This is a genomic window from Paenibacillus sp. NPDC057967, from assembly GCF_042887015.1.
GTDB lineage: Bacteria > Bacillota > Bacilli > Paenibacillales > Paenibacillaceae > Pristimantibacillus.
Genome location: NZ_JBHVQB010000002.1, coordinates 340,756 through 364,731 on the forward strand (window position 1 = coordinate 340,756; position 23,976 = coordinate 364,731).

General features: G+C 52.5%; 11 protein-coding genes and 1 riboswitch. Of the genes, 8 read left to right on the forward strand and 3 right to left on the reverse strand.

Annotated features, from left to right (window positions below):
- Positions 1-25 precede the first annotated feature (25 nt).
- The 4 genes from ACFVSO_RS06020 (at position 26) to ACFVSO_RS06035 (ending at position 3,994) form a co-directional block, all read left to right on the forward strand.
- Positions 26-790, forward strand: a complete 765-nt coding sequence (locus ACFVSO_RS06020; protein ID WP_387471121.1) for an NUDIX hydrolase — start codon at positions 26-28, stop codon at positions 788-790.
- Positions 791-1,051: 261 nt separating this feature from the next.
- The gene (locus ACFVSO_RS06025; RefSeq protein ID WP_387471123.1) at positions 1,052-1,732 is read left to right on the forward strand and encodes a response regulator transcription factor; all 681 of its coding nucleotides are present in this window, start codon (positions 1,052-1,054) and stop codon (positions 1,730-1,732) included.
- A complete protein-coding gene (locus ACFVSO_RS06030; RefSeq protein WP_387471125.1) occupies positions 1,729-3,486 on the forward strand; it encodes a sensor histidine kinase in 1,758 nt (585 codons plus the stop codon). Before ACFVSO_RS06025 ends, ACFVSO_RS06030 begins: the two co-directional genes overlap by 4 nt.
- On the forward strand, positions 3,479-3,994 hold the full coding sequence (locus ACFVSO_RS06035) for a hypothetical protein (RefSeq protein ID WP_387471127.1): 516 nt from the start codon (positions 3,479-3,481) through the stop codon (positions 3,992-3,994). Before ACFVSO_RS06030 ends, ACFVSO_RS06035 begins: the two co-directional genes overlap by 8 nt.
- A 111-nt stretch (positions 3,995-4,105) precedes the next feature.
- Here ACFVSO_RS06035 and ACFVSO_RS06040 read toward each other — a convergent pair whose 3' ends face one another.
- On the reverse strand, positions 4,106-10,123 hold the full coding sequence (locus ACFVSO_RS06040) for a SpaA isopeptide-forming pilin-related protein (RefSeq protein WP_387471129.1): 6,018 nt from the start codon (positions 10,121-10,123) through the stop codon (positions 4,106-4,108).
- Positions 10,124-10,379: 256 nt separating this feature from the next.
- Entirely contained in the window at positions 10,380-11,522 is a 1,143-nt protein-coding gene (locus ACFVSO_RS06045) for a response regulator (RefSeq protein ID WP_387471131.1), read from the reverse strand.
- Between the two features lie 200 nt (positions 11,523-11,722).
- Between ACFVSO_RS06045 and ACFVSO_RS06050 the strand changes: the two genes are divergently transcribed.
- Positions 11,723-12,856, forward strand: a complete 1,134-nt coding sequence (locus ACFVSO_RS06050; protein ID WP_387471133.1) for a response regulator — start codon at positions 11,723-11,725, stop codon at positions 12,854-12,856.
- A 13-nt stretch (positions 12,857-12,869) separates the two neighbouring features.
- On the opposite strand, the gene ACFVSO_RS06055 is transcribed toward ACFVSO_RS06050, so the two are convergent.
- Positions 12,870-15,938, reverse strand: coding sequence for a sensor histidine kinase (locus ACFVSO_RS06055; RefSeq protein ID WP_387471135.1), 3,069 nt, complete (start codon positions 15,936-15,938; stop codon positions 12,870-12,872).
- A gap of 230 nt (positions 15,939-16,168) precedes the next feature.
- Between ACFVSO_RS06055 and ACFVSO_RS06060 the strand changes: the two genes are divergently transcribed.
- The 3 genes from ACFVSO_RS06060 to ACFVSO_RS06070 all read left to right on the forward strand — a co-directional run bounded on the left by ACFVSO_RS06060 (position 16,169) and on the right by ACFVSO_RS06070 (position 23,973).
- Positions 16,169-17,503 (forward strand): putative bifunctional diguanylate cyclase/phosphodiesterase, encoded by a 1,335-nt coding sequence (locus tag ACFVSO_RS06060; RefSeq protein WP_387471137.1) that lies wholly within the window; start codon positions 16,169-16,171, stop codon positions 17,501-17,503.
- Between the two features lie 18 nt (positions 17,504-17,521).
- Positions 17,522-18,850 (forward strand): nucleotide sugar dehydrogenase, encoded by a 1,329-nt coding sequence (locus ACFVSO_RS06065; RefSeq protein WP_387471139.1) that lies wholly within the window; start codon positions 17,522-17,524, stop codon positions 18,848-18,850.
- 100 nt (positions 18,851-18,950) lie between these two features.
- Positions 18,951-19,147: riboswitch (cobalamin riboswitch) on the forward strand.
- A gap of 164 nt (positions 19,148-19,311) precedes the next feature.
- Positions 19,312-23,973, forward strand: coding sequence for an S-layer homology domain-containing protein (locus tag ACFVSO_RS06070; protein ID WP_387471141.1), 4,662 nt, complete (start codon positions 19,312-19,314; stop codon positions 23,971-23,973).
- Positions 23,974-23,976: the final 3 nt, after the last annotated feature.

A 23,976-nucleotide genomic window follows, 5' to 3' on the forward strand; every position in this document is an offset into this window, starting at 1 on the left:
CTTATATATATCAGGAGACTGAATCATGAACGAACATTCTATTCCGTATTCGCCCAAAGAATACCGCACGCCGGATGGCGCGCCGACTGATATTGTCGTCTTTACTATTACGTCGACCGAGAAGGCAGGGGCCAAGAAGTCCCTGCCGATTCGCGCGCTGGAAGTGATGCTGATTAAGCGGAAGAAATGGCCGTTCGAGGGCCAATGGGCATTGCCGGGCGGCTTCACGAAGGAGACGGAGACGGTGCAGCAATGCGCTGAGCGGGAGCTCATGGAGGAGACGGGTGTATCCGGTGTTCATCTGGAATACTTCAATACATACAGCATGCCGGGACGCGATCCTCGCGGCTGGATGATCTCCCATGCGTTTTTTGCGCTGGTGCACGAGGCGTATGTCGCAAGCAGAAGAACTTCAGATGAGGCGGCGGATGTCCGGTTAATACCGGTAGAGGATGCTTTAGCGATGGAGCTTGCCTTTGATCACCGTACCATTCTTGCGGATGCGCTGGACAAGATTCGGCTGCACATGATGACGACCACCATTGCCAAGGAATTTCTTCCGGAGCGCTTCACAATGAGCGAGCTGTATCAGGTCATCCAGACCGTCGTGCCATCGTTTCAGGAACGCAACTTCATCCGCAAGATTACGTCGACTCAAAGCCGAAAGGGGATAATTGAGGAGGTTCGGGATGCAGAGGGACAATCGCTTATGTCCAACCAATATTCCCAGCGTCCGGCACAGCTGTACCGGTTCACGGACTACGCCCCTGAACTGTCGATATACGGTTAAGCGAGAATTGAATCATGCCCGTAATCGTTCCATCATTGGCGGCTGGCAGCCGCCCTTGCTTTAATACTCTCATTCGAGAGTATTTTTTATTTCCGGCCTAAGACACACGTTGTACACAGAACTTCATTATAGTACGTCTTAGGGAAACGGAGGTGCAGGTTCATGGCCTAGCACCGGAGCCGAAGCAAGGTTTATATCAAGGTTTCAATAGGGCAACAATGAGTATATACAAATAGAAAAGGTTAGATTTGGAGTCTTGGTATGAATCGAACAATATTGCTGGTGGAAGACGATGCGCTCATGCGTGAATTTATTACCGATTATTTCAAAAAGGAACAGTGGGATGTCCTGGAAGCAGAGAACGGCAAAGTGGCTATGGAGCTGTTCGAGACGAGCACGGTTGATCTGATCGTGCTTGATATTATGATGCCGGAGATGGACGGCTGGAGCGTATGCAGGCGAATACGCGAACAGTCCGATGTGCCGATTATGATCATGACGGCAAGAACGGATGATGACGATCAATTGCTTGGCTTCGAGCTGGGCGCTGATGAATACGTCATGAAGCCGCTAAGCCCGCGTGTCTTGGTAGCCCGTGCCACCGCATTGATGAAGCGGACGGAAGGGACAGTCGGCCGCGACGGCGACACGCTGGTCTTCGGAGGGATAGCCGTGAACAGAAAGTCACGAACGGTAACCATAGAGGGAGAGCTTGTGAACCTGGCTCCCAAGGAGTATGAGCTGCTTCTATTTCTGATGAAGCATGCGGGGAAGGTGCTGTCCCGTGATTATATTCTGAATGCGGTATGGGGCTACGACTACTTGGGAGACTTGCGTACGGTGGATACCCATGTGAAGAAGCTGAGGGCCAAGCTAGGCAAGGAAAGCCGTTATATCGGCACGGTTGTCCGGTCGGGTTATAAGTTTGGAGTCGAAGGATGAGGAACCGCAGCGTCGCGTTTAAACTATTTGTTGTGACTTCGATATTGGTTTTATTTGTTTTTTTGGTCGTTATGGTCGCGGAAGGTCTGTTTTTCGAACGTTTTTACCGGTCTACCAAAATTCACAAGCTAGAGCAAAGCATGGAGCAGTTCGCGGACCGGTACACCGCTGAGCAGCCTAAAGGCAGAGAGCTGGCCAAACTTCTTGGCATCTTTATGAATGATCAGGATGCGAGCTTCTCAATTCTGAACGGACGGCTGGAGCGATTAAATCTGAATCCGTATTTTCTGGAAATGCTGACGGATGGCGGGCAGACGGTCACCATTGTTATTCCAAGGGAGGGATTGACCCGCGAGAGCATTCCGCAGGGGCTGCAGGCTGGAGACCGCTTAACGATTGACGGCATCTTTATGGATGAGCAAGATTCAGTGATGCAGCCTTACACCATTCTTCCGGAGGGGAGCTCCCCCGAGACGGGGCTTGTGAGGGTCAGCGGGGCTATTACAGAATTTCTGCTGCCTGAACAGCGATCGTACAATCCCTATTACCAAGATGCCTTGACCGATGAAGTGCTGAGAGAGTGGAGCGGGATGCATGATTTATTCCTGTTAAGCCTGCGGACTAAAGGCAAGCTCCGAACGGAATGGGTGGACAGTTGGAGCGGAATTCCTTATGTCATTCTAGTGCATAGCTTGTCGGTAGAGCAGGGCGAACGCTATGTCATGGTCATGACCTCGCTTCAGCCAGTGGGGGAAGCGGTCGGCATTCTGAAGCAATATTCCGTCTTTGTAGCACCGATTATCATTTTGCTCGTGCTCATACTGTCGCTGGTTTATTCCCGGATGGTTTCCCGCCCGCTTATCCAGCTCAGCCGTTCGGCGAAGCGGCTGGCGAACTTGGATTTCTCCGAACAGCCGGATATTCGGTCAAAGGATGAATTTGGGGAGCTGTCGCGAGATATGATCGCGATGTCCACCAATCTGGATGCTGCCCTCAAGGAGCTGACCGCTGCCAATGCCATGTTGTATAGGGACATGCAGGAGAAGGAGAGGACCGAGCAGCTCCGCAAAGAGCTGATCGCGAATATATCCCATGAGCTGAAGACGCCGCTCAGCAATGTGAAAGGTTTCGCTGAAGGCCTGCAAGACGGAGTAGCAGAGGATAAGCAGGAGCGTTACCTTGCTCTAATCGCAAGCGAGGCCGATCGCATGAATACGCTTATTGCAGACATGCTGGAATTATCCAAATTCGAATTAAAGGCCGTTCGTTTGAACCTGAGAAGCTGCTCTCTTCGGGATATGATTCAGCATGCGCTTGATTCCTTCTCTCACCAGATGGAGAGCAAGGGGCTGACATATAAGCTGAGCCTTGAGGATCAGGGAGAGCAGCTGGTACAAGCTGATACGGCCAAGCTGGAGCAAGTCGTATTGAATTTATTAAGCAACGCGATTCGCCATGCCACGGCGCATAGCGTGATCGACATCACGGTGGAGCAGCGGCTTGACAGCCGACTTCGCGTAACGATCGAGAATGCCGGATTGCCTATCGTCGAAGAGCATCTGGACCGGATTTGGGAGCACTTCTACCGGGTGGAACGGTCACGGGACCGCAGGTCTGGCGGAACGGGCCTTGGACTGGCCATTGTGAAACACATTTTGGAGCTGCACGGAAGCGAGTATGGCGTAAGAAATACGTCCCGCGGTGTCGCGTTTTATTTCACATTATTAGAGAGCAGAGGGAACAATCATGAATAAAAAAATAGCTGTTTATGTAGTTGCTGCACTAGCTGCGATGACACTGGCGCTGAGCGCTTGCGGAGCCGCCACGAACAACGAAGGCGGAAGCCCTTCGAGCCCTGCGTCTGGAGGCGCCACGTCGCAGCCGGACCAGCCGGCCAACACGGATAATGGAGATGATAAGGCGGAGGAGAACTCGGATCAGGAAATTTTGATTGTCATTGACCAGACCGACAAGCCGATTGAAGGTAATATGTTTGATTTTGCGGTCAACAAAGTGCCTGAAGGCTTTCAATTGAAGACGATGGAGTGGAAATCGGATAAGAGCCATATTAAAAATACGGTAGCGGAAGCAGCCGAGCATGGCGGGAACGGTGAGGACGGCTTCTATATTAGCGGCAACGGACAGTTTTCCGGCTTCATCTATCCGGATTCCATAAAAGGTGAAACAGGACAAGTGATCTTCACCTTTGCTAATGAGAAGGGCCAGGAGCTGACATGGAAGAAGGAGATTACGCTGAAGTAATGTGCGGCTGCCAGTGATACAAACGGCAGCTGGATAAAGAAAGACCTTGCGCATAAATCTCCGGTTACCCGGAGACCTGCTGCAAGGTCTTTTTTTAAAGCCTTATTTCCATTACGACTGGCTTACGCTGCTGCGCTTCTTGCGGTAGAGCAGCATTGCAGCGCCAAGCAGAACAAGCGCCATGCCGGATAGCGTGTATGGAAGCGTACTGTCTTCGCCCGTTTTCGGGAGGACTTCAACGCCTTTTACGCCTTCGTTTCCGTCATTTTCGCCTGCAACTTGACCATTGCCGCTGCCTGCGGAATTGCCGTCGTCCTCATTGCCGACTTCTCCATTGCCATTGCCTGTCTCGCCGTTATGGCCTGGCTCTGTTTCGTCGGTCGGACCGCCATCAGGCTGGTCAGGATTACCCGTAGATCCCGGATCAGGTGTGGAGCCGTTACCGCCTTCGGAGTTGCCAGGCTCACCAGAGCTGCCCGGTTCACCGGACCCTGGCTCTTCTGTGCCTCCAGGCTCACCGCCGGATGGAGATTCTTCATCAGGAATGTCGACCGCACGATTATTGTAACAGGCTGTCGCTTCTGCTTCCTTGCCGCCAACGACCTCGAATGGAAGCATATCCTTGATCAAAGCATAGCCATTCGGAGCCTTAACTTGCTTTATATAGTAGTTGCCAGGAAGAAGCTCAGACACTCTGACGGTTCCATCCTTGCCGGTCGTCACTACGATTTCCTTGCCGTTGTTGTCCTTGACTGGTTGCTTATTCTCGTCTAGCACGACGAACTCCGCATCCTTCAGCGGACGATCCGTACTGCAACCTGCGATCGCAATGACTTTGACCGAACCATGTGTCTTTTTGTTAGTGAATTTGAATGCCAATTGCGGCTCATCTACCAGCTCGAATTCGAGCGGAGCGGTTGCCAGGTCATAGCCCTCTGGCGCTGCCGTCTCGATGAAGCGGTAGCTGCCTGCTGTCAAATTCTCCACTTTAATCTTGCCGTTGGCGTCGGTGATTAACCCTGTTTTCACCGGTGCGCCAGCTGCTGTCACCAGATTGAATGTCGCCCCGGCAAGCGGCGTGTTGTCATGCACGTCCAACTTGGTCAGCTCGACATCGCCGCGGTTGATTTCATTCGTTGCCGTTACTTTCACAGCGGCTGCTTGGTAAGCATCAATCGTGAATGGAATCGGCGTCTTGTCCAGCTTGTAGCCGCGCGGCGCTTTCGTCTCAATCAATTGGTAATCGCCATGCGGCAAGTCAGCCAGATAGATCTTGCCTTGGCTGTCCGTTGTCAGCTCGCCCATACCGCCTACATCCTCGAATGTTGCGCCATTCTTGAATTGAAGGGTGAAGGTGGCATTGCTCAGCGATTTGGATGGATTGTCCTGGTCCACCTTAAGGAATTCAAGATCCCAAATGCCTTTTTGGTTGGCGATCTTAATCTCCTTGACCGCAGCACCCAGCGTCACTGTCTGTCCGTTCATATAATCGCTTGGAATCAGGTAGCCCGATGGTGCAACAAGCTCTTTCAGCACGTAATCGCCATATTTGTAGTTCTCGAATACGGCTGTGCCATCGGTGCCCGTTACCAGCTCCTTCAGGAGAATGGTTCCGCTGGCATCGTATAATCCGAATTTTGCTCCCTCCAGCAGTTTGCTGGCATCGTCTACGTCAACCTTGATGACTTTCAGGTTGCCTCTGTACGCATTGTTCGTGAGTGTGAATTCAAGCAATTCCTCGTCCACAAGCTCGAATTCAAGCGGATCAGTCCGAAGATAATAGCCTGCTGGAGCAACTTTCTCGATGAATCGGTAGTTGTCTGCTGCCAAATCCTCTACTTTAATTTTGCCGTCGGCATCGGTGACGAGTCCTGATCTCACCGGCGCCCCGGATGCTGTCACCAGATCGAATATTGCGCCTGCAAGCGGCGTGTTATCATAACCGTCTACCTTAGTCAGCACGACATCGCCGCGGTTGATTTCATTCGTTGCCGTTACTTTCACAGCGGCTGCCTGGTAAGCAAGAATTGTGAATGGAATCGGCGTCTTGTCCAGCTTGTAGCCGCGCGGCGCTTTCGTTTCGATTAATTGGTAATCGCCATGAGGCAAATCAGCCAAGTAGATGATGCCTTGACTATTCGTCGTCAATTCGCCCTTGCCGGCCACATCCTCGAATGTAGCGCCATTCTTGAATTGAAGGGCGAATGTGGCGTTGCTCAGTACTTTGGAAGAATTGTCTTGGTCTACCTTAAGCAATTCCAGATCCCAGATGCCCTTCTGGTTGGCGATTTTAATTTCCTTCACCGCCGCACCGAGCGTCACGATTTGACCGTTCATATAATCGGTTGGAATCAAGTAGCCCGATGGTGCAACAAGTTCTTTCAGCATATAATCGCCATATTTGAAGTTCTCGAATACGGCTGTGCCATCGTTGCCGGTTACCAGCTCCTTCAGGAGAGTGGTTCCGCTGGCATCGTATAATCCGAATTTCGCTCCTTCCAGCACTTTGCTGGAATCGTCAGCGTCAACCTTTACTACTTTCAAGTTGCCTCTATACGCATTGTTGGCAATTGTGAATTCAAGCAAATCCTCGTCCACAAGCTCGAATTCAAGCGGATCAGTCCGAAGATAATAGCCTGCTGGCGCCGCCGTTTCAATGAAGCGGTAGTTGCCTGCTGCCAAATCCTCTACTTTAATCTTGCCGTCGGCATCGGTGACGAGTCCTGTGCTCAACGGCGTACCGGCTGCCGTCACCAGATCGAATACCGCGCCCGCAAGCGGCGTGTTATCATACGCGTCTATCTTGGTCAGCACGACATCGCCACGGTTGGTTTCATTCGTTGCCGTTACCTTCGCAGCGGCTGCCTGTTCCGCATAAATCGTGAATGGAATCGGCGTCTTGTCCAGCTTGTACCCGCGAGGCGCTTTCGTCTCGATCAATTGGTAGTCGCCAAGAGGCAAGTCAGTCAAGTAGATAATGCCTTGATTATTCGTCGTCAGTTCGCCCATGCCGGCCACATCCTCGAATGTTCCGCCATTCTTGAATTGAAGAGCGAATGTGGCATTTCTTAGCGTTTTGGAAGGATTGTCCCTGTCGACCTTAAGCAATTCCAGATCCCAGATGCCCTTCTGGTTGGAGATTTCGATCTCCTTCACTGCAGCATTCAGCGTCACTTTCTGTCCGTCTTTATACTCGCTTGAAAGCAGGTACCCCGTTGGGGCTGCCAGTTCTTTCAGCACATAATCTCTATATTTGTAGCTCTTAAATTCGGCAATACCATCGTTGTCCGTTACCAATTCCTTCAGGAGATTGGTTCCGCTGGCGTCATACAGTCCGAATTTTGCTCCGGCAAGCGGTTTGCTAGAATCGTCTGCATCAACTTTTACAACTTTCAGATTGCCCTTGGAAGCAGAAGCACCGCCGCCTGCTCCGGAGAAGCTGGCCTGGAACGAGCTGGATTCCTTTTCATTAATCGATCCGGAGGATTGTCCGGCGAAGGAAGCGTCATTGCCGATCGTTTCTCCATCGCCTGCGTTAATGAAGGATTTGTACTCCAGCACATATGCGGCATCGAACGATTGCTTGAAGGTTAAGCTGAACGTATTGCCAGCAGCTTGCAGCTCATAAGCCGCTTCCGGCAAGAGTGCTCCCTTTGTCAGGTTGCCTTGCTTGTCCGCTATTGTCGTATACAGCTTGAAGGAATCGGTGACCAGCACCTGATTCGCCGACAGCGTATCCGTCAACACAGCACCGGCTTCTACATGGGATTGGCTGCGGTCAATCCAGATCGTCCAGAAGGCGAAGTCCTGATCCGCGCCTGTGCCCTGGCTGCCGATCTTCAAGACGTATTCATCGCCATGCAGTGGACGGACCGTATCCGATTGGCTGAATAGCAGCACGGAAGGTGCCGCCGCGTCGAACAGTACCGCTTCATTGGCGTATTGGGACGTTACCGGATGGTTCATCAGGCTTGTCTTATACGTGATGCGGTAAGCGGAGTCGATCGGCTGCGCGAAGATCAGCTCGAAGCCGTCCTTATTGCCCGCCTTTTTAGGCGTAACCGTATAGTCCGTTCCAGCCGTTAAGGCGCCGCCCGGCGTTACGTTATCGCTTCCGCCATTCAAGGTAAGCCGCTGCACGGTAATGGAGTTAACATTCAGTGTCTGCTCTCCCGTATAGAAGTCGCGGACAACCGGCTGGTTGATCGTATGAAGGTTGTAGTTCACATCGATCGTCCAGGTGATCTCCTTGGTCCGGGCATCATATTCGCCCCACTTGCGGCCATTATTTTTGGTATAGTTGTCCGGATCAACGCTTGCGCCTTTCACAATGGCTGTCTGCTTGACGCCGGACTCTTCCCACTCAAGCGAAGCGTTATTGTGGTAATTGGCGCTTTTAATTTGCGCCGGCGTATAGTACGTTGGATCGAACGCCGTCTTGTACGTAATGACATGTTTGCCTGTTAGGCTGTTCGTAAAATCAATAACAATGCCTTCAGCATCCGATGGATCCGGGGATACCGTGTAATCCGTTCCTTTCGTCAATCCGCTGATTGCAATGCTGTTCGCCAGGAACGTCAATCCTTGGTTGGCGAATTTGTCCTTGATCACTACAGCATCCATGGTTTTCAAGTCTTCGTTCAGCGTCAGCTGCCATTCGATCGTTTTGTTTTTGTAGTCGACAGCTTTAACGCCTTTGGAGAAGATCACTTGTTTGAACGATACAGATTCCGAGTCTGTTTTGCCGCCGATCATCTCGACATCATTAGTCATCGATTTCGTATCGTCGTAGATCCGGTTGATCGACTTGGTCGTATAGCTGATCTCATAGGCCGAATCAATGCCATTGGCGAAGCTCAGCGTAAAGCCGCCGGCATCCGGTGTTACCGTATAATCAGTGCCTTCAGTAAGCGCAGCGCCTGTGCGCGATGCGCTGCCGTTATCGGCGATGGTCATTTTGTACACGGTGAACGATCCCGTATCGAGCGTATGATTGGCCGTATCGAACGTATCCTTAATCCAGGCATTTGCCTGAGCAATGGATTGTTCATTGTAGTTGTAGCGAACCGTCCACTTGACCGACTGTGTTAACCGGTCATAATTCGCCAGCTTCTCGATTGGCTTGCTGTAGCGAGCCTGTATGCTGGCATCATCGGATTGCGGAGTGGACAGGTTCGAGCCTCTCACTGTCGCCTCATTGCGATAGGTGGTATCGACCGTGCCTGTAATATGGGTTGCATATTCGACGCGATAAGCGTCGGTAATGTCGCCCATCTCCAGCTCGAAGCCGTCAGCAACGGGTTTAAGCTGGTAGTCGGTGCTTGCGGTCAGCTGGGCTCCCTTGCGGGTAGTTCCGTCAAGCTGAACCTCAAGCAGGTAGACATCCACTGTATCCAGTGCAAGCCCGGTTGGGAGCTTGTCCTTGAAGATGGCATCCTGAATCGACTTCTCGCCCTTATTGAACTCTACCGTCCATTCGATGCGATTCGGGTTCATGCCTTTGTTGGCATTGCCCGTCTTGTCGATCTCGCTGCCGCCTCTGCTCTTGAAGTGGACGGGGATCGTAATGCCTGCAAAGTCATAGACGATATCCTGCTTGGTTCCGCCCGAGAATTTGCCGGCCTCGAATTGTCTCCATACGAAGAAGTTGCCGTCCAACTGCAGGTTATCTTCAATCTCCTGATTGAAGGTGAATGTCACCTGACCGTCCGGTGTGACCTCGTATGTGCCGATGTCACCATCCAGATCTCCGGTCAGCACCCGATCGGTCCTGAATTTGTCCGGCAGCTGGAACGTATAGGTTGATTCGGCTCCGTAGCCGTGTCCGGCTGGCAGCGACCAGAGAAACTCGATCTCCACGCGCGAGCCTTGATCGGGCCGAATATCCTGAATGCGGTCGCCTTTCTCGTCCCTCATCTCAATCGCGGTAATCAGGTTGTCCGTGATGACGCTGGCTGCTGCCGCCGCGAGCATCACCGCATGATCCTCAGAAGCCGCTTCTTCAGAAGCTGCTTCCTCTGCCGGATCTACCGCCTCTACGATCTCCTCTGGCGGATCGACAACGATCGGATCGCTGTCGGCAAAGGAGGTAGGGAGTATGACCTGGAACAGCAGGATCGCTGCGGCCATACATTTTAATGCCTTGCTTCGTAACCTCATGCCTGTATGCTACACCTCCAAAAGATTCTATTGTTCGACACTCATATCTGGTTGGTCTGACGATGGCAGTCGAAGATTGTCAGAACATCAACCAATATACCGCATGCCACTAAATATTTTCTGAATGTAGCCAACAGCCCAAAAAAGCCCCCGAGCCTGTAAAAAGGCTGGAGGCAAAGAGCGGAAGGCTCTGTTGCGCGTTATAAAAGCTTGGGCGCAAGCGGCGTCAATCACCGGAAGTGGCATGCCTCTTCCAATCGGCATACCATTCCATCAGCTCCCTGCTTGGGGCAACGTTGAACGCCTCCTGTAGCCTGCTTGCGACGGTATGATACAGCTTCATCACTTCGCTGGAATAGTTGAGTGCAGCGTTTGTTTTCATTAAGCCGAAATAACCGTCTTCCATGTCGGGGGCCCGATCTAGTATATGCTGATAGATTGTGGCGGCATCGCTATATTGGCCGTTTTGGTAATACCAGTCCGCTATCGGCTTTGCTTGTCGCAGCCAGACAAGACGGATACGATCCCGTTCCCATTCGGCCCAGCCGTAGCGGTGATCGGCCAGATAGTCGCTGCTGTGTTCTCTGCATACGCCCAGATGCAGCTCAAGCGTATCGGCTGTCAGAGGAGGCAGACTGCGGACATGGGATTCCCAGAGCTCGGTATCTACGGCAAGGGAACCCATTGTCAGCCGGTAGCCTCCGTCTTTGTAGATAATCCCCACATCCAGATTGGCCGATTCAATCACCTTGCGTATCTGATAGATTGCGGTATGAAGCTGGGCGGTCGCTTTCTTGGCATCGTAATCCGGCCATAACAAGTCTAGCAGCTCCTGCTTGTTGACTGTGAGCCCGCGCCGGTGGATCAGGTAAGCGAACAGCTCCTCCGCCTTCAGCGTCTTCCAGGTGAAGGAGTGAGCTTGTCCGGGGCCGTCCCTGTAATAGAGCGAGGAAAAGCAACATAGTGTTGCCGGTTCCTTAACGGCAGCCTCCGATTCCGAGGGAACGATCGTTTCCCGGGCTCGCTGCATCGTAAGCGACAGGCGGTCGGCAGCTACGGGCTTCAGCAAATAATCGAGCGCGTTAATATCAAAAGCCTTTATGGCGTAATCCTGATAGGCTGTTACAAATACGATGCGGATTTTGGGACGGATGAGCAGCAGCTGTTCTGCCAATTCAAAACCGTTCATCTCGGGAAGCTCAATATCGAGGAATGCAATATCCGGATGCTCTGCTCGCGCCGCTTCCAGCGCGTCATAGGGATCAAGGAAGGCCCCCGACCACTCCAGTTCGCCGCCTGCATGCTGCTTGATGAGCCATTCCATGCGCTGGAGAGCCAGCCGCTCATCGTCTACTATTAGGGCTCTCATATCGTCACCGCCTTTTTTGTAATGATCCTGCGGAAGTTGTCGAACATTAAATTATCATGTCTGGAAGGATCATTCAAGAGAGATGTGGAATCAAGATGATAAAGCAGAAGTATAGATGGTATAATCTTCTTGTCAACTTACAAGGAAATGAATAGATAGTCCTAATAGATGGGAGCAAATACAGAGTAAGGCGGTAGCGTATGAGAGTAATCCTGATCGATGACGAGCGGCTTGCACTAGATTATATGGCTTATCAACTTGCCGATTTGCCGGAGATTGAGATCATTGGCCAACATATCGATCCTCTTGAGGGGAAGGAACAAATCATTCAAAACGATGTAGACATCGTTTTTTTGGATATTCATTTGCCCGAAATTAGCGGCTTGGAGCTGGCGGAGCAGTTGCTCGAGAAGAAGCCGTACCTGAGCATTGTGTTCGTCACGGCTTACGACGATTACGCTGTGAGGGCCTTCGAGCTTGACGCGCTGGACTACATCGTCAAGCCCGTATTGAAGGAGCGGCTGCTCAAGACCATTAAGCGGCTGAAGGAGCGTCGCGAGTCCGTCGGTGACGAGAAGCGGCAAGCATCTTCCATTCGCATCAAGCTGTTCCGCCAAGCGGAAATCGGGGCCGGCTCGCATCCGTATGAGCTCATGCATTGGCGAACAGCCAAAGCTCAGGAGCTTTTTCTGTATTTGCTCCTTCACCGGAAGGAGCTCGTACGCAAGTCGACTCTAATCGATTTGCTATGGCCGGACGCAGAGGAGTCCGAGAAGGTATATGCGCAATTATATACAACTGTGTATCATGTCCGGAAGGGATTGTCGGGCCTCGGGCGCCACTTTGAGCTGATGAATGCGACGGACGGCTACCGGCTGGACGTTGTGGATGTGCGGTTTGACGTGGAGGAATGGGAGAGCGCGGTGTCCCTTGATCAGCCGCTGACCGCGGATACGATTGACCGCTATGTGATGGCCATGGAATTGTACGCCGGCGATTATCTGCAAGAGTATGATTACTGGTGGGCGGAATCGGAGCGCGAGCGACTGCGGCAGCTCTGGCTGAGGGCGTCCCTGCGCATTGCTGAATGGCATGAGGCATGCGGCCAGACAGATCAAGCCATCCTGCGTTATCTGGAGATTGGGCTTCGACAGCCCATTGCGGAAGAGCCGCATTTCGGCTTGATGAGGTTGCACGCATCTCAGCGCAATCATGCAGCGGTTAATCGGCAATACCGCGTATTGGAGCATACCTTGCAAGTGCAGTTGAATGAGCAGCCCAGCCCCTATATTGCGGAATGGTATAACCAGTGGCTCGAACAGAACAGGGAATGAGCGGATGAACCGTTCATTCCCTTTTTGCCGGAATATGAAAACTGACCTCGGTTCCCTCGCCGGGCCTGCTCGTGATCGTTAATCCTCGGCCGTACACCTGCTTTAGTCGACGGTCGGTATTGCGAAATCCTATACCGTCAGCTGGTACGGATTCGTCCAGCAGCTGCTTGACTTTGCCAGGTCTTATGCCCGCGCCGTCGTCACGAACCGAAACCCGCATTCCGCCAGCTTGTTCCTCCGTCTGTATCGTGACGGTTCCTCCGCTGGCCTTCCTCAGAATGCCATGGTTGACGGCATTCTCCACAAGCGGCTGAATAGACAGAGGCGGCACCATCATGCCAGTGTCGGTCCCGATATCCCATTCAATATTCAATCTCTCCCCGAATCGTTCCTGCTCAATATACAGATAAGCCCGGACAAGCTCCAGCTCACGATCAAGCTGCACGAATCGGTCGGAGTTATGGAAGTCATAGCTGATGCGCAAGTAACGGCTGAATGCGTCCAGCAATTGCTGCATTTTGGCGGGGTCGAAGGTGCCAAGCGCGGCTAGCGAATTCAGCGTATTGAACAGAAAATGCGGCTTAATCTGTGCCTGCAGCCACGCCGCTTCCATGCGCAGCCGCTCGGCCATCGTCTGCTTCATATCCGTCAGCGCGCGCACCCGGCTTCTCAGCTCCAGGCTGTCTACCGGCTTTGTCACATAATCATTGGCTCCCGCGTGAAAGCCGGTATAGATATCCTCTGGGCTGCTTCGCGCGGTGAGCAGCAGGATAGGCAGCTCGACCATGGAGAAGCGACTGCGTATCATGCGAGTCAGCTCATAACCGGACATATAAGGCATCATAACGTCCGCGATAACCAAATCCGCAGGCTGTTTCTCTAACAGGAAAAGCGCTTCTGAGGCACTGGACGCTTTTACAATGCGATAATGCTCCTGGCCAAGCACATTTTCCACAATATGAAGATTTAGAGCATCATCATCGACGGCCAGCACGACGGGGCGATTAGCTTTCTCCGTATCGCGGGCTTCAGCGGCCTCAATGATGCGATAAGTGGCATCATGGTCTTCCGGCTGTTTTTCCGGTGGTAGAAGAGGCGGCTCCTGTTCAGATGCAGAGGCTGGCAGCGGCGGGACATCCGACTTCGGAAGGGTGAAGCTGAATGTTGATCCCTGCCCAGGAATAGAACTGGCCTCTATGCTGCCTCCATGCAGCTCGACAAGCTGCTTCGAGATGTTCAGTCCGAGGCCGAATCCGCCAGCTGCCCGATCCAGACTGGATTGCCCCTGTTCGTAGGGCTGGAAGATACGGAGCAAATCGTCTTCGGTGATGCCGACTCCCGTATCTGAGACGTGTACGCATACCATCTGATCCTGAACGGACGCACTCACTACAATTTCGCCACTGTCTGTGTATTTAATGGCATTGTGAAGCAGATTCAGCAGCACTTGGACCAGACGGTTCTCGTCCGCCATGACGCGCGGCAGCGAGTCCGGAAAGATTGTCCTGAAGCGGATGGGCTTGCCCTCTGTCATCAACCGCACCATCTCCAGCACACCCATTGTAACGGCCCGCACATCAAGAGGCGCAGTATGCAGCGTAATATGATTCTCCTTCAGCCTGGTGGCATCCAGCATATCGTTCAGCAAATGGGACATGCGTTTGCCTATGCTCACAAGCAGTTCCAGGTTTTTGGCGTTACGTTCACTTGGGGGTTCATCCCGGTCTTCCTGCATCGATTGAGCGATACTAATCATGCCGTGAAGCGGATTGCGAAGCTCATGGGAGGTGCTGGCCAGAAATTGATCCTTGCGCTTGTCATCTTGCTGAAGCTTGGCCGCCAGTTGTCTGCTTTGTTCGCTTGTGCGCATAAATCGCTTGAACCAGAAGGCAGCAAAGCATAGGAAAGCGACAATCAGGTCGATAGGATAATAGACCGGCTGCGAGATGAGTGTCTCGTTGGCTATTGATGCCCATGAGACGTTTAAGATGATAGCTGAGGTGGCAAGCACGAGAAACAACGTATCCGGATCGTATAGAATAGCCTTCTTGAGCGTCCAAAGTGATACGAGACAGGACAACAGCAACAGGCCGAACAACAGGTCAGAGAATTGCAGCAGCAACTGGGACGGAGCAAAAATAATGAATAGAAAAAGTACCGCGCATAATAACTGGAACCAAGCCAGCGAGCGTCTTTTGCCGTTTTGCGGAAAAAGCTGCTTGATTAGCGGAGGCACGACTGCTGCAATCCCCATGTAAGTCAGGAATACGCTTCTGATCCCAAGCTCGAACGGAATGGTCACCCAGTGGAACAATAGCCGGTCATCGTCGACAAGCACGCTGAGGGTTGCCGACAATACAAGCAGGAAGAAATAGAGCAGCATTTTATGGGATGGCCCTATGAAAAATAAAATGATGGCGTATAAACCGTGCAGCAGAATGACCACGCATAAGACAAGCTGCATGGCGATAGATAGATTGCTTTTGAGCAGGATGGCGTCCTGCGTCCCGAACCAGAGCGCCGTCGTGATGCCGCTTTTCGGCACATGGCTGGACATCTGGATAACCAGATCGATGACCTTGGTTCCTGCCGGTAAATCAAGAGTAGCCGGGAGGCTTTTGCCTACGAATTGTTCCGGCGACTCGGATGGATTGCCGAATTTCTCGATCAATGTCCCATTGGCGTATAGGGCAGAAGCGAATCTTAATTTGCCCGTTCGAATACTGTAGGCTTGTTGCTCATTCTCTGGCAGCCATATGCGCAGCCGGTAGGTGCCGTACCAATACGAAGTATCGCCGTCTGTTGAAAATGCGTCTGTCCAGTCTCCCGGAACCTGAATGTAGGAAGCGGAGTCCATTTTCGGAAAATCTTTTTCCCGCAGATTCATCGGGTAGAATTCCCATTCTCCATTCAAAGGGACCACACGTTTGGAGGAAGGCTGCCAATCACGCAAGTCCAGTTGGCCGCTCTCGGCTTTAGGTTGATGGTGGAACAGCTCAGGGCTGTACCATAGCAAGCGTATGGCTGTAAGTGCAATAACGAATAAGAAAGTTAGGAGCAGCCGTTTTTTTGTCGTCATCATAACACGTCTTTCGACATTTCTTATGAATCTCCTTTTCTGCTGTTGCTATTATATTCGTCCGTTCTCCATTATTTAGCATGTTTTGTTCGCATTAGACATCTTGTTGAGAAATTGTCTAGATATGTTTGATATGCTTGAATCAGCAATCTATCCAACTCATCATTTACATACAAGGACTGGTCACTATTGTTGTTCTTTATCTTTTATTACTAAGCGCATTGATCTACATCATGTTGCAAAAGAGAACAAACGCCTCGTTTCGGCAAGAATTGGAGAAGCTGGCTTACCGGGACAGCATTACCGATCTGCCTAATCGCCATGCGATGACTCGTTTCTTTGATCGTTATGAAGCAAATGGCATTGCGGGCGTATTGTTTTTGGATCTGGATCATTTCAAAGCCGTAAACGATACGCTAGGCCACCATATCGGCGATCAGCTCGTTAAGGAGGTCGGAAGCCGTCTCAGTGCCTTTATTGACGGCCCTCGCCAGCATGTATTCAGAATTGGGGGAGATGAATTTCTCGTGGTGATGCAGGCCGGGAACAAGGAAGGCGCGGAGCGGCTTGCCATAGATATCTTTCATCATATGAAGAAGCCTTTCCTCATTGAGCATAATGAACTCTATGTAACATGCAGTATAGGAATCAGTGTAGGTCCCGTTCAGGATCAAAATCGTCTTACGCTGCTGAAGGCAGCCGATACTGCCATGTACCGGGCGAAGGCGCTCGGGAAAAATCAATATTGCTTCTACAATGAGCAGATTGGCCATGCGCAGAGTCGAAGGCTGGAGCTGGAGAAGGATTTGCGCCGGGCCTTCGAGCAGAAGCAATTTTTTTTGGTGTATCAGCCGAAGTGGAACGTACAGACGAACAGCTTGTCCGGCTTTGAGTCATTTATTCGGTGGAATCATAGCAGGCTCGGCGTTGTACATCCGGATGAGTTCATTCCGGTTGCAGAGGAGAATGGGCTCATTATGCCGCTAACGGAATGGACGCTGGAGGCGGCGTGCTCCCAGTGCAAGGAATGGATGGACAAGGGCATTGACCAGTCGGTAGCTGTCAATGTATCACTCAGCCTGTTCCGCAATGACAGACTGCTGGAGACAATCAGGGCCGTGCTGAAGCAGACAGGGCTGCCGCCGGACCGGCTGGAGCTGGAGATTACGGAATCTGTCGTGCTGCACGATGTGAACGATATTATGAAGCAATTGACAGGAATCCGGGAGCTTGGGATTCGAATCGCAATGGATGACTTCGGAAGCGGCTATTCCGCGCTTGGCCTGCTGGACCGGATTCCGATCGACTCGCTGAAGCTGGACCGCCTGTTCACAAGCGATATGGACAAGCCCGTCAAGCAGACGATGATTCAAGCCATCGTGCTTATGGCGGAAAGCCTGAATGTCGAAGTGGTGGCCGAAGGCATCGAGGACCCGCAGCATATGGCGCTGCTCCGGGAATTAGGCTGTCATGTGATGCAAGGCTACTATTATAGCAAGCCGATGCAGGCATCCGCGATGGAGGAATGGCTGAATAACGCGCTACGGACGACGATCGGCAAGACATAGAGGCAGGATGAATGAGAAATGGGGATGAAGCGGATGATGTATACGCGATTAGTCAATCGGGAGACCGCTATTGCAATCATCGGTCTCGGCCATGCCGGCTTGCCGCTGGCGCTGGCCTTCTCGAAGCATGTGCCGGTCATCGGCTATGATGCCCATGCAGATCGAATTGAGCGTTATCGCCAGGGGGTTGATGCGACAGGCGATGTGGGTTTTCAGGTTATTCGGGACAGCCAAGTGGAATTCACATCGGACGAGTCCAGATTAGAGGACGCGGAATTCTATATTATTGCGGTTCCGGCATCTGCCGGGCGGGGCCTTGCCCCGGATTTGTCGCTTGTGCTTGAAGCGAGCCAGACCGTTGCCAGACGGATGAAGATTGGAGCAGTCGTCGTCTATGAATCGACCCTCTATCCGGGCATGATCGAAGAGGCTTGCATCCCCGTGCTGGAGGAAGTGTCCGGCTTGTTGTCCGGCGAGGATTTCAAGGTAGGATGCTCGCCGGGAAGCGGCAGAGGAGACGAATCCACAGAGCCATCCCGCAGGACAGTGAGGAAGATCGTCTCCGGCATGGATGACGATACGCTGGATATCGTAGCCAGCGTATACAGTATTATTGCAGATGGAGGCGTATTCCGCGCAGGAAGCATGAAAGCGGCCGAATCGGCGCAAGCCATCGGGAAAGCCCGAAGTGATCTTCACTTGGCTTTTATGAACGAGCTGTCCATGCTGTGCAATCGGCTGGGAGTGGATACGAAAGCGGCGCTGGAGGCGGCGGGCGTATATGAAGAGGAGCTTCCCATCCGTCCCGGATTGTCTGTCGCACAGAGCGAAGCCGCCGATGCCTGCGATCTGCTGCGACACGCCGAGGCGGCCGGTTATTCATTTCCTCTCCTGCGGGCTGGCCGGCATATTAATGATGGCATGGGCAGATACATTGCCCGGCAATTCATTAAGCAGCTGACGGGACTCCGAATGGATATTCGTTTTGCAAGAGTAGGCATTATCGGATTTTCTACGATAGAGAATGACCCGGATATCCGTCATACGCAAGTGTCTGATATTGTGGATGAGCTGCAGCAATACGGGATTTATCCCATTATTGTCGATCCGCTTGTCGACAGCCGGCTGGCGTATGAGCAATACGGCATAGAGCTGTCCGATTTATCCGCTCTTCATCATCTGAATGCTGTGCTTGTGGCAACGCCGCACCAGATGATCGCGGATATGGACGTTGCGGACTTCGACAAGCTGTTCGGGGACAGCCAGAAGAAGCTGCTATGCGATGTGAAGGGGATTTACAATAGAACGAAATTTGAGCTGCAAGGCTACCGATACTGGAGTCTATAAAGCTGGCACTGCGTGAAAGCGGGCTGAAAGTTGGCACGATTTCGTGTACGATCATAGATTTTTATTGCCATCAAAGGTTGCGTGTAGTAGCATGTAGCCAACTGAATAAGATTTTTATGGTGCTTTTGAGATGGAGTTGCATCCTATCAGAAGTTAAAAGGGAAGTTCGTTAGAATCGAACGCGGTCCCGCCACTGTAACGCAGAGCCTGCGATCATGATCCACTGTCACAAGACGGGAAGGAGATCGTCCGGCGATGAAGCGAAGCCAGGAAACCTGCCATAAGAATGCTCTATGGAATCCCACGCGGATGGGAAGGGAGGTATTGGCGTCATTTAATGGAAGAGGCTTAGTTCGGCCCTTCTGTCTATTAAATGTTATTTTGTTTCGTACAACATCTTTCTTCTGACTGAAGGAAGGTGTTTTTTGTTATGCCCAACTTTATGGAGGAGTGAATGCATCATGTTCTACAATCGAGTGAAAGTCAGATTTGCCGCACTAATTCTCAGCTTGATGATGCTGGTCTCCGTTCTCAGCCCTGCCTATGCATGGGCGGCGGACGAAGCCGGCATGCCGGTCCTGCAGCTTGAAGAAGCGGTTGCCAATGATACGGGGACTGACGATGAACCGGGCGCGCCTGTAGAAGAGGCAGAAGGGGAGTCGAATGAGTCAGCCGCCGAACCGGATGAGCCAGGAAATGAAGAAGAAGTAGCAGCCGCTGTGGCTGCAGAGGATGATGCCATAGCCTCCTATACGGATGCCATGGAGAAGGTTGCTGCTTATTATGCAGGGAAAATGCCAAGCTCTCCTGCTGGGGATTGGGAAGCTTTCGTGGCGTTAAGAGCAGCCTCGGAGCATGTTGATTTACCAGCATGGCCGAATTATGAGTGGCGTAAGAAGGACCCTGGCTTTAAGCCGAATACAGGCGATAACAGCCATATCTATTATATCTACGGTCTGTTAAGTGTCGGACAGAACCCGGCTGATGCATTCGATACGCACCGGAACCTGTTTGCCGAGCTGGCGAGCCAGCTAAATAAGGAGACGGGCAACTTCGGTAACCTCGGCAAGCAGATTTGGGCGATGGTTGCACTCGAAGTTGGGCGCGATCTAGGCGTGGATGTCGGTACGTGGAACGAAGAGAGTCGCAGACTTGCGCTGCAATTTCTGTTATCGCAACAAAAGGAAAACGGCAGTTTCGGCTCCTTCAGTCAGATCGACTACACGGGCTGGGCGCTAATCGTCTTGTCCCGATACGATGGCGAAGCGGTTAGCCAAAGCATTGAGAAAGCCAAGCAATATTTGAAGAGCATGCAAAAAGAGGGCGGCGGTTTTAACGGCGCCAGCAAATATGAATCCGAGAATTCGAACAGCATCGCCTGTGCTATACAGGGTCTGGTTGCGGTTGGCGAGGATCTGACCGATCGGACGGGCTTTTGGGCCTTTGACGGCAAGACGCCAATGGATGCGCTGCTGAGACATCAGCTAGATGACGGTTCTTTCACTTGGCAACTCATCAAACCGGGATCGATCGGCATGGCAACCAAGCAAGCCGCCGTTGCGGTACTGGACGTCGTGAATGGCCAGTCCTCCTGGTACAAGCTGGGCGAGCTAACCTTCGAGCCAGAGCCTGATCCGACACCGGAAGAAGCCTTGCTCAAGATTGCGGACTACTATAACAGCCATCTTCCGGCAGAGCCGAGCTGGGATTGGGAAGCATTCGTAGCCGTAGCGGAGGCACGCAATCATGCCGAGATTACGCCTTGGCCGAACTATGACTGGCGCACCAAGGACCCGGGCATCAAGCCGGATGCCGCGGACAACAGCCATATCTATTATATATACGGTTTGCTTGGCGTCGGGCAGAATCCGGCGGAAGCATTCGATACCAAGCGGAACCTGTTCGCCGAGCTGGCAAGCCAGCAGAACAAGGAGACAGGCGCCTTCTCCAATCTGGGCAAACAAGTATGGGCCATGGTTGCGCTGGAGATCGGAGCCGATCTCGGCGTTGATGTTGGCTCTTGGAATGAAGAGAATCGCAACAAGGCGCTTGAGTCGCTGCTTAAGCAACAGAAGGACAATGGCAGCTTTGGCTCCTTCAGCCAGATCGACTACACGGGCTGGGCGCTCCTTGTGTTATCCCGATTCGAAGGCGAAGCCATCGAACAAAGCATTGAGAAGGCCAAGCAATATTTGAAGAGCATGCAGAAGGAAGGCGGCGGCTTCGCCGGCACCAGCATGTGGGATACCGAGAACTCGAACAGCATTGCCTGTGCCATTCAAGGCTTGGTCGCAGTCGGGGAGGACTTGACTGACCGTGCAGGCTATTGGGCTATTGATGGCAAGACGCCAATTGACGCGCTGCTGAAGCATCAGCTTGATGACGGTTCATTCACTTGGCAGCTGGAACAAACCGGTTCCATCGGCATGGCAACGAAGCAATCGGCAGTTGCAGTTGCGGATGTGGTGAACGGAGAGTCCACCTGGTACAAGCTGGGCAAGCTTCGCTTTGAAGAGCCGGAGCTTAACCTGGTTACGCTGCCTGAGGGTGATGTGCAGCCAGAGATTGCGATTCCGAATGATACATCGGAATACAAGGTTGTCGTCAAGCCTTCGGATGCTGGCAAAGAGATTACGATCACGATTCCGGCAGAGAAGACATCCAAGGTATGGGCCGCGCTGCCAAACGGCAGGCTGCTGCCAAAGCTTACGGTCACAAAGGGCAAGATGACCGCACAATTCCCGGCCGGGATGAAGATGTCCACCGGCGATCCTTCGCAAGCGTTGGAGCTTATGACGTTCCAGAATACGGGCGGAGCCACCTTGAAGGAGCAGCTGAATACGCTTGTGCCGTCCGGCAAGAAGCTATCGGAGGTAGCTGCTCTGTTCACAATGGGCGGGACTTCCGGGGTAACGTTCGATCAATATGTTACGCTTACCTTTGCCGGAATGAAAGGCAAGGATGCCGCCTATATCGCTGACGGAGAGATTCACGCGATCGCCAAGTTTGAGAGCGAGGAATTGGGGGAGCAAAGCGGAAAAGCGGAGTATGCGTTCGATAAGGGCAATGACCTCATCGTAAGAACGAACCATTTTACCGATTTCGCAGCTTATAGCACATCGGTTGTTGCGTCTCCGGGCGACGGTGGCACCCCGCAGTTGAAGAAGGCAACGCTGTCGATTGACAAGCTGACCATTAATAAAGGATTTGTTATCTCGCCGGTGAAGGTTGAATTCGAGCAAGGCGAGACCGTATGGGATGTATTGAAGCGCGTTATGGACAAAGCAGGCATTACCTACAAATATTCTTGGTATGACCAATACGAGAGTGTGTATGTGGCCTCGATTGCCGGGGACGGCGAGTTCGATCATGGCGCCGAAAGCGGCTGGATGTATAGTGTTAATGGCGTATTCCCGAACTTTGGGGCAAGCCGCTATATTTTGAAAGACGGAGATATCGTCAAGTGGCGGTATACGACGGATCTGGGCAGAGATGTAGGCGCTGATACGGATTGGGAGACGCCGGAAAATCCGAATAATCCTGATCCGGGCACAACGCCGGAGAAACCAGAGCCGGGCACACCGTCCGAGAACAATGGGGGCGGTGCGAAGCTTGATCTCGACAAGCTGTTCAGCGACAGCAAGCTCATCTCGGAATGGGCATATTCATCTATTACCGAGGCTGTTCAGAAGGACTTTGTTAAGGGCTATGACGGCAAGATTAATCCGAAGTCTTCCGTGACGAGAGCGGAGTTCGCTTCCATGATTACGCAAGTATTGAAGCTGGCAAAAGCTCCGAAGCCTGCCGTATCCTTTGCCGATGTGAAGCTGGGCGACTGGTATTATGAAGCGGTGCATGCCGCGTATCAAGCTGGCATCGTGACGGGCTATGAGGGAAGCTTCCATCCGGACAAGCCGATTAGCCGTGAAGAGATGGCAGTCATGATCGTGCGTGCCTTGGAGCTGGGAGAGTCAAAAGGACAGGCTCAGCCAGCGGATGCGAGCGACATCTCGGAATGGGCGCGGACTGCGGTTCAAGCGGCCCAAGCTTCCGGCCTGATGACCGGAAGCAACGGCAAGTTCAGCCCGAGGGATAAAGTAACAAGAGAAATGGCCATTGTGGTGGCGATGAGAGCTTACCATTATCCGGAGCAGGAGCAGCCTGGCGAAGAATCGGAGGATACGATTCAGAAGCGGGTAAGCAAGCTGATTGGGGACACGGCCGCTCATATGCAGAAGACCATTACGAATCCGGTCGTGGCGTCGATCGGGGGAGAATGGACGGTCTTCGGACTTGCGCGCTCAGGCGTGCAAGTGCCGGATGCTTATTATGAGACGTATTATGCGAACTTGACCAATACGCTGAAAGCGAAGGATGGCGTGCTTCATACGGTGAAGTATACGGAGTACGATAGAGTCATTCTTGCTCTGGGCTCCATTGGAAAAGATGTGACGAAGGCTGCGGGCTATGACCTGCTGAAGCCACTGGCGGACTTCAACGCTTTGACCGTACAGGGCATTAACGGGCCTATCTTTGCTCTTATTGCGCTCGATAGCCGTGCTTACGAGATTCCGCAAGTGGACGGTGTTGAAGTACAGACAACGAGAGATAGACTGATCGAGTTTATTCTGGGCAGAGAAATCAAGGGAGGCGGCTGGGCGCTTGGCGAGAAGCCGGCACAAGCCGATCCGGATATTACGGCAATGGCGATTCAATCGCTGACTCCGTATTACAAGACGAAGCCGGAAGTGAAGGCGGCGGTGGACCGCGCCCTACAGTGGCTGTCGCAAGCGCAGCATGAGGATGGCGGATTCAAGAGCTGGGGAGCAGTTAATTCGGAAAGCACGGCACAAGTAATTGTGGCGCTGTCCGCTCTCGGCATCGATGCCCATCTTGATCCGAGATTTGTGAAGAATGGCCGATCTGCCATTGATGCGCTGATAGGCTATGCAGCTCCGGGCGGAGGCTTCTATCATATCAAAGCTGGCAATGAGGGCAATGGCGGGGCTGCGCCTGGCGACGTAGACCCGATGGCGACCGATCAGGCAATGTATGCGCTCGTGGCCTATGACCGGCTGCTTCAAGAGAAAAACCGCTTGTATGACCTGACTGATGTGAAATGAGAA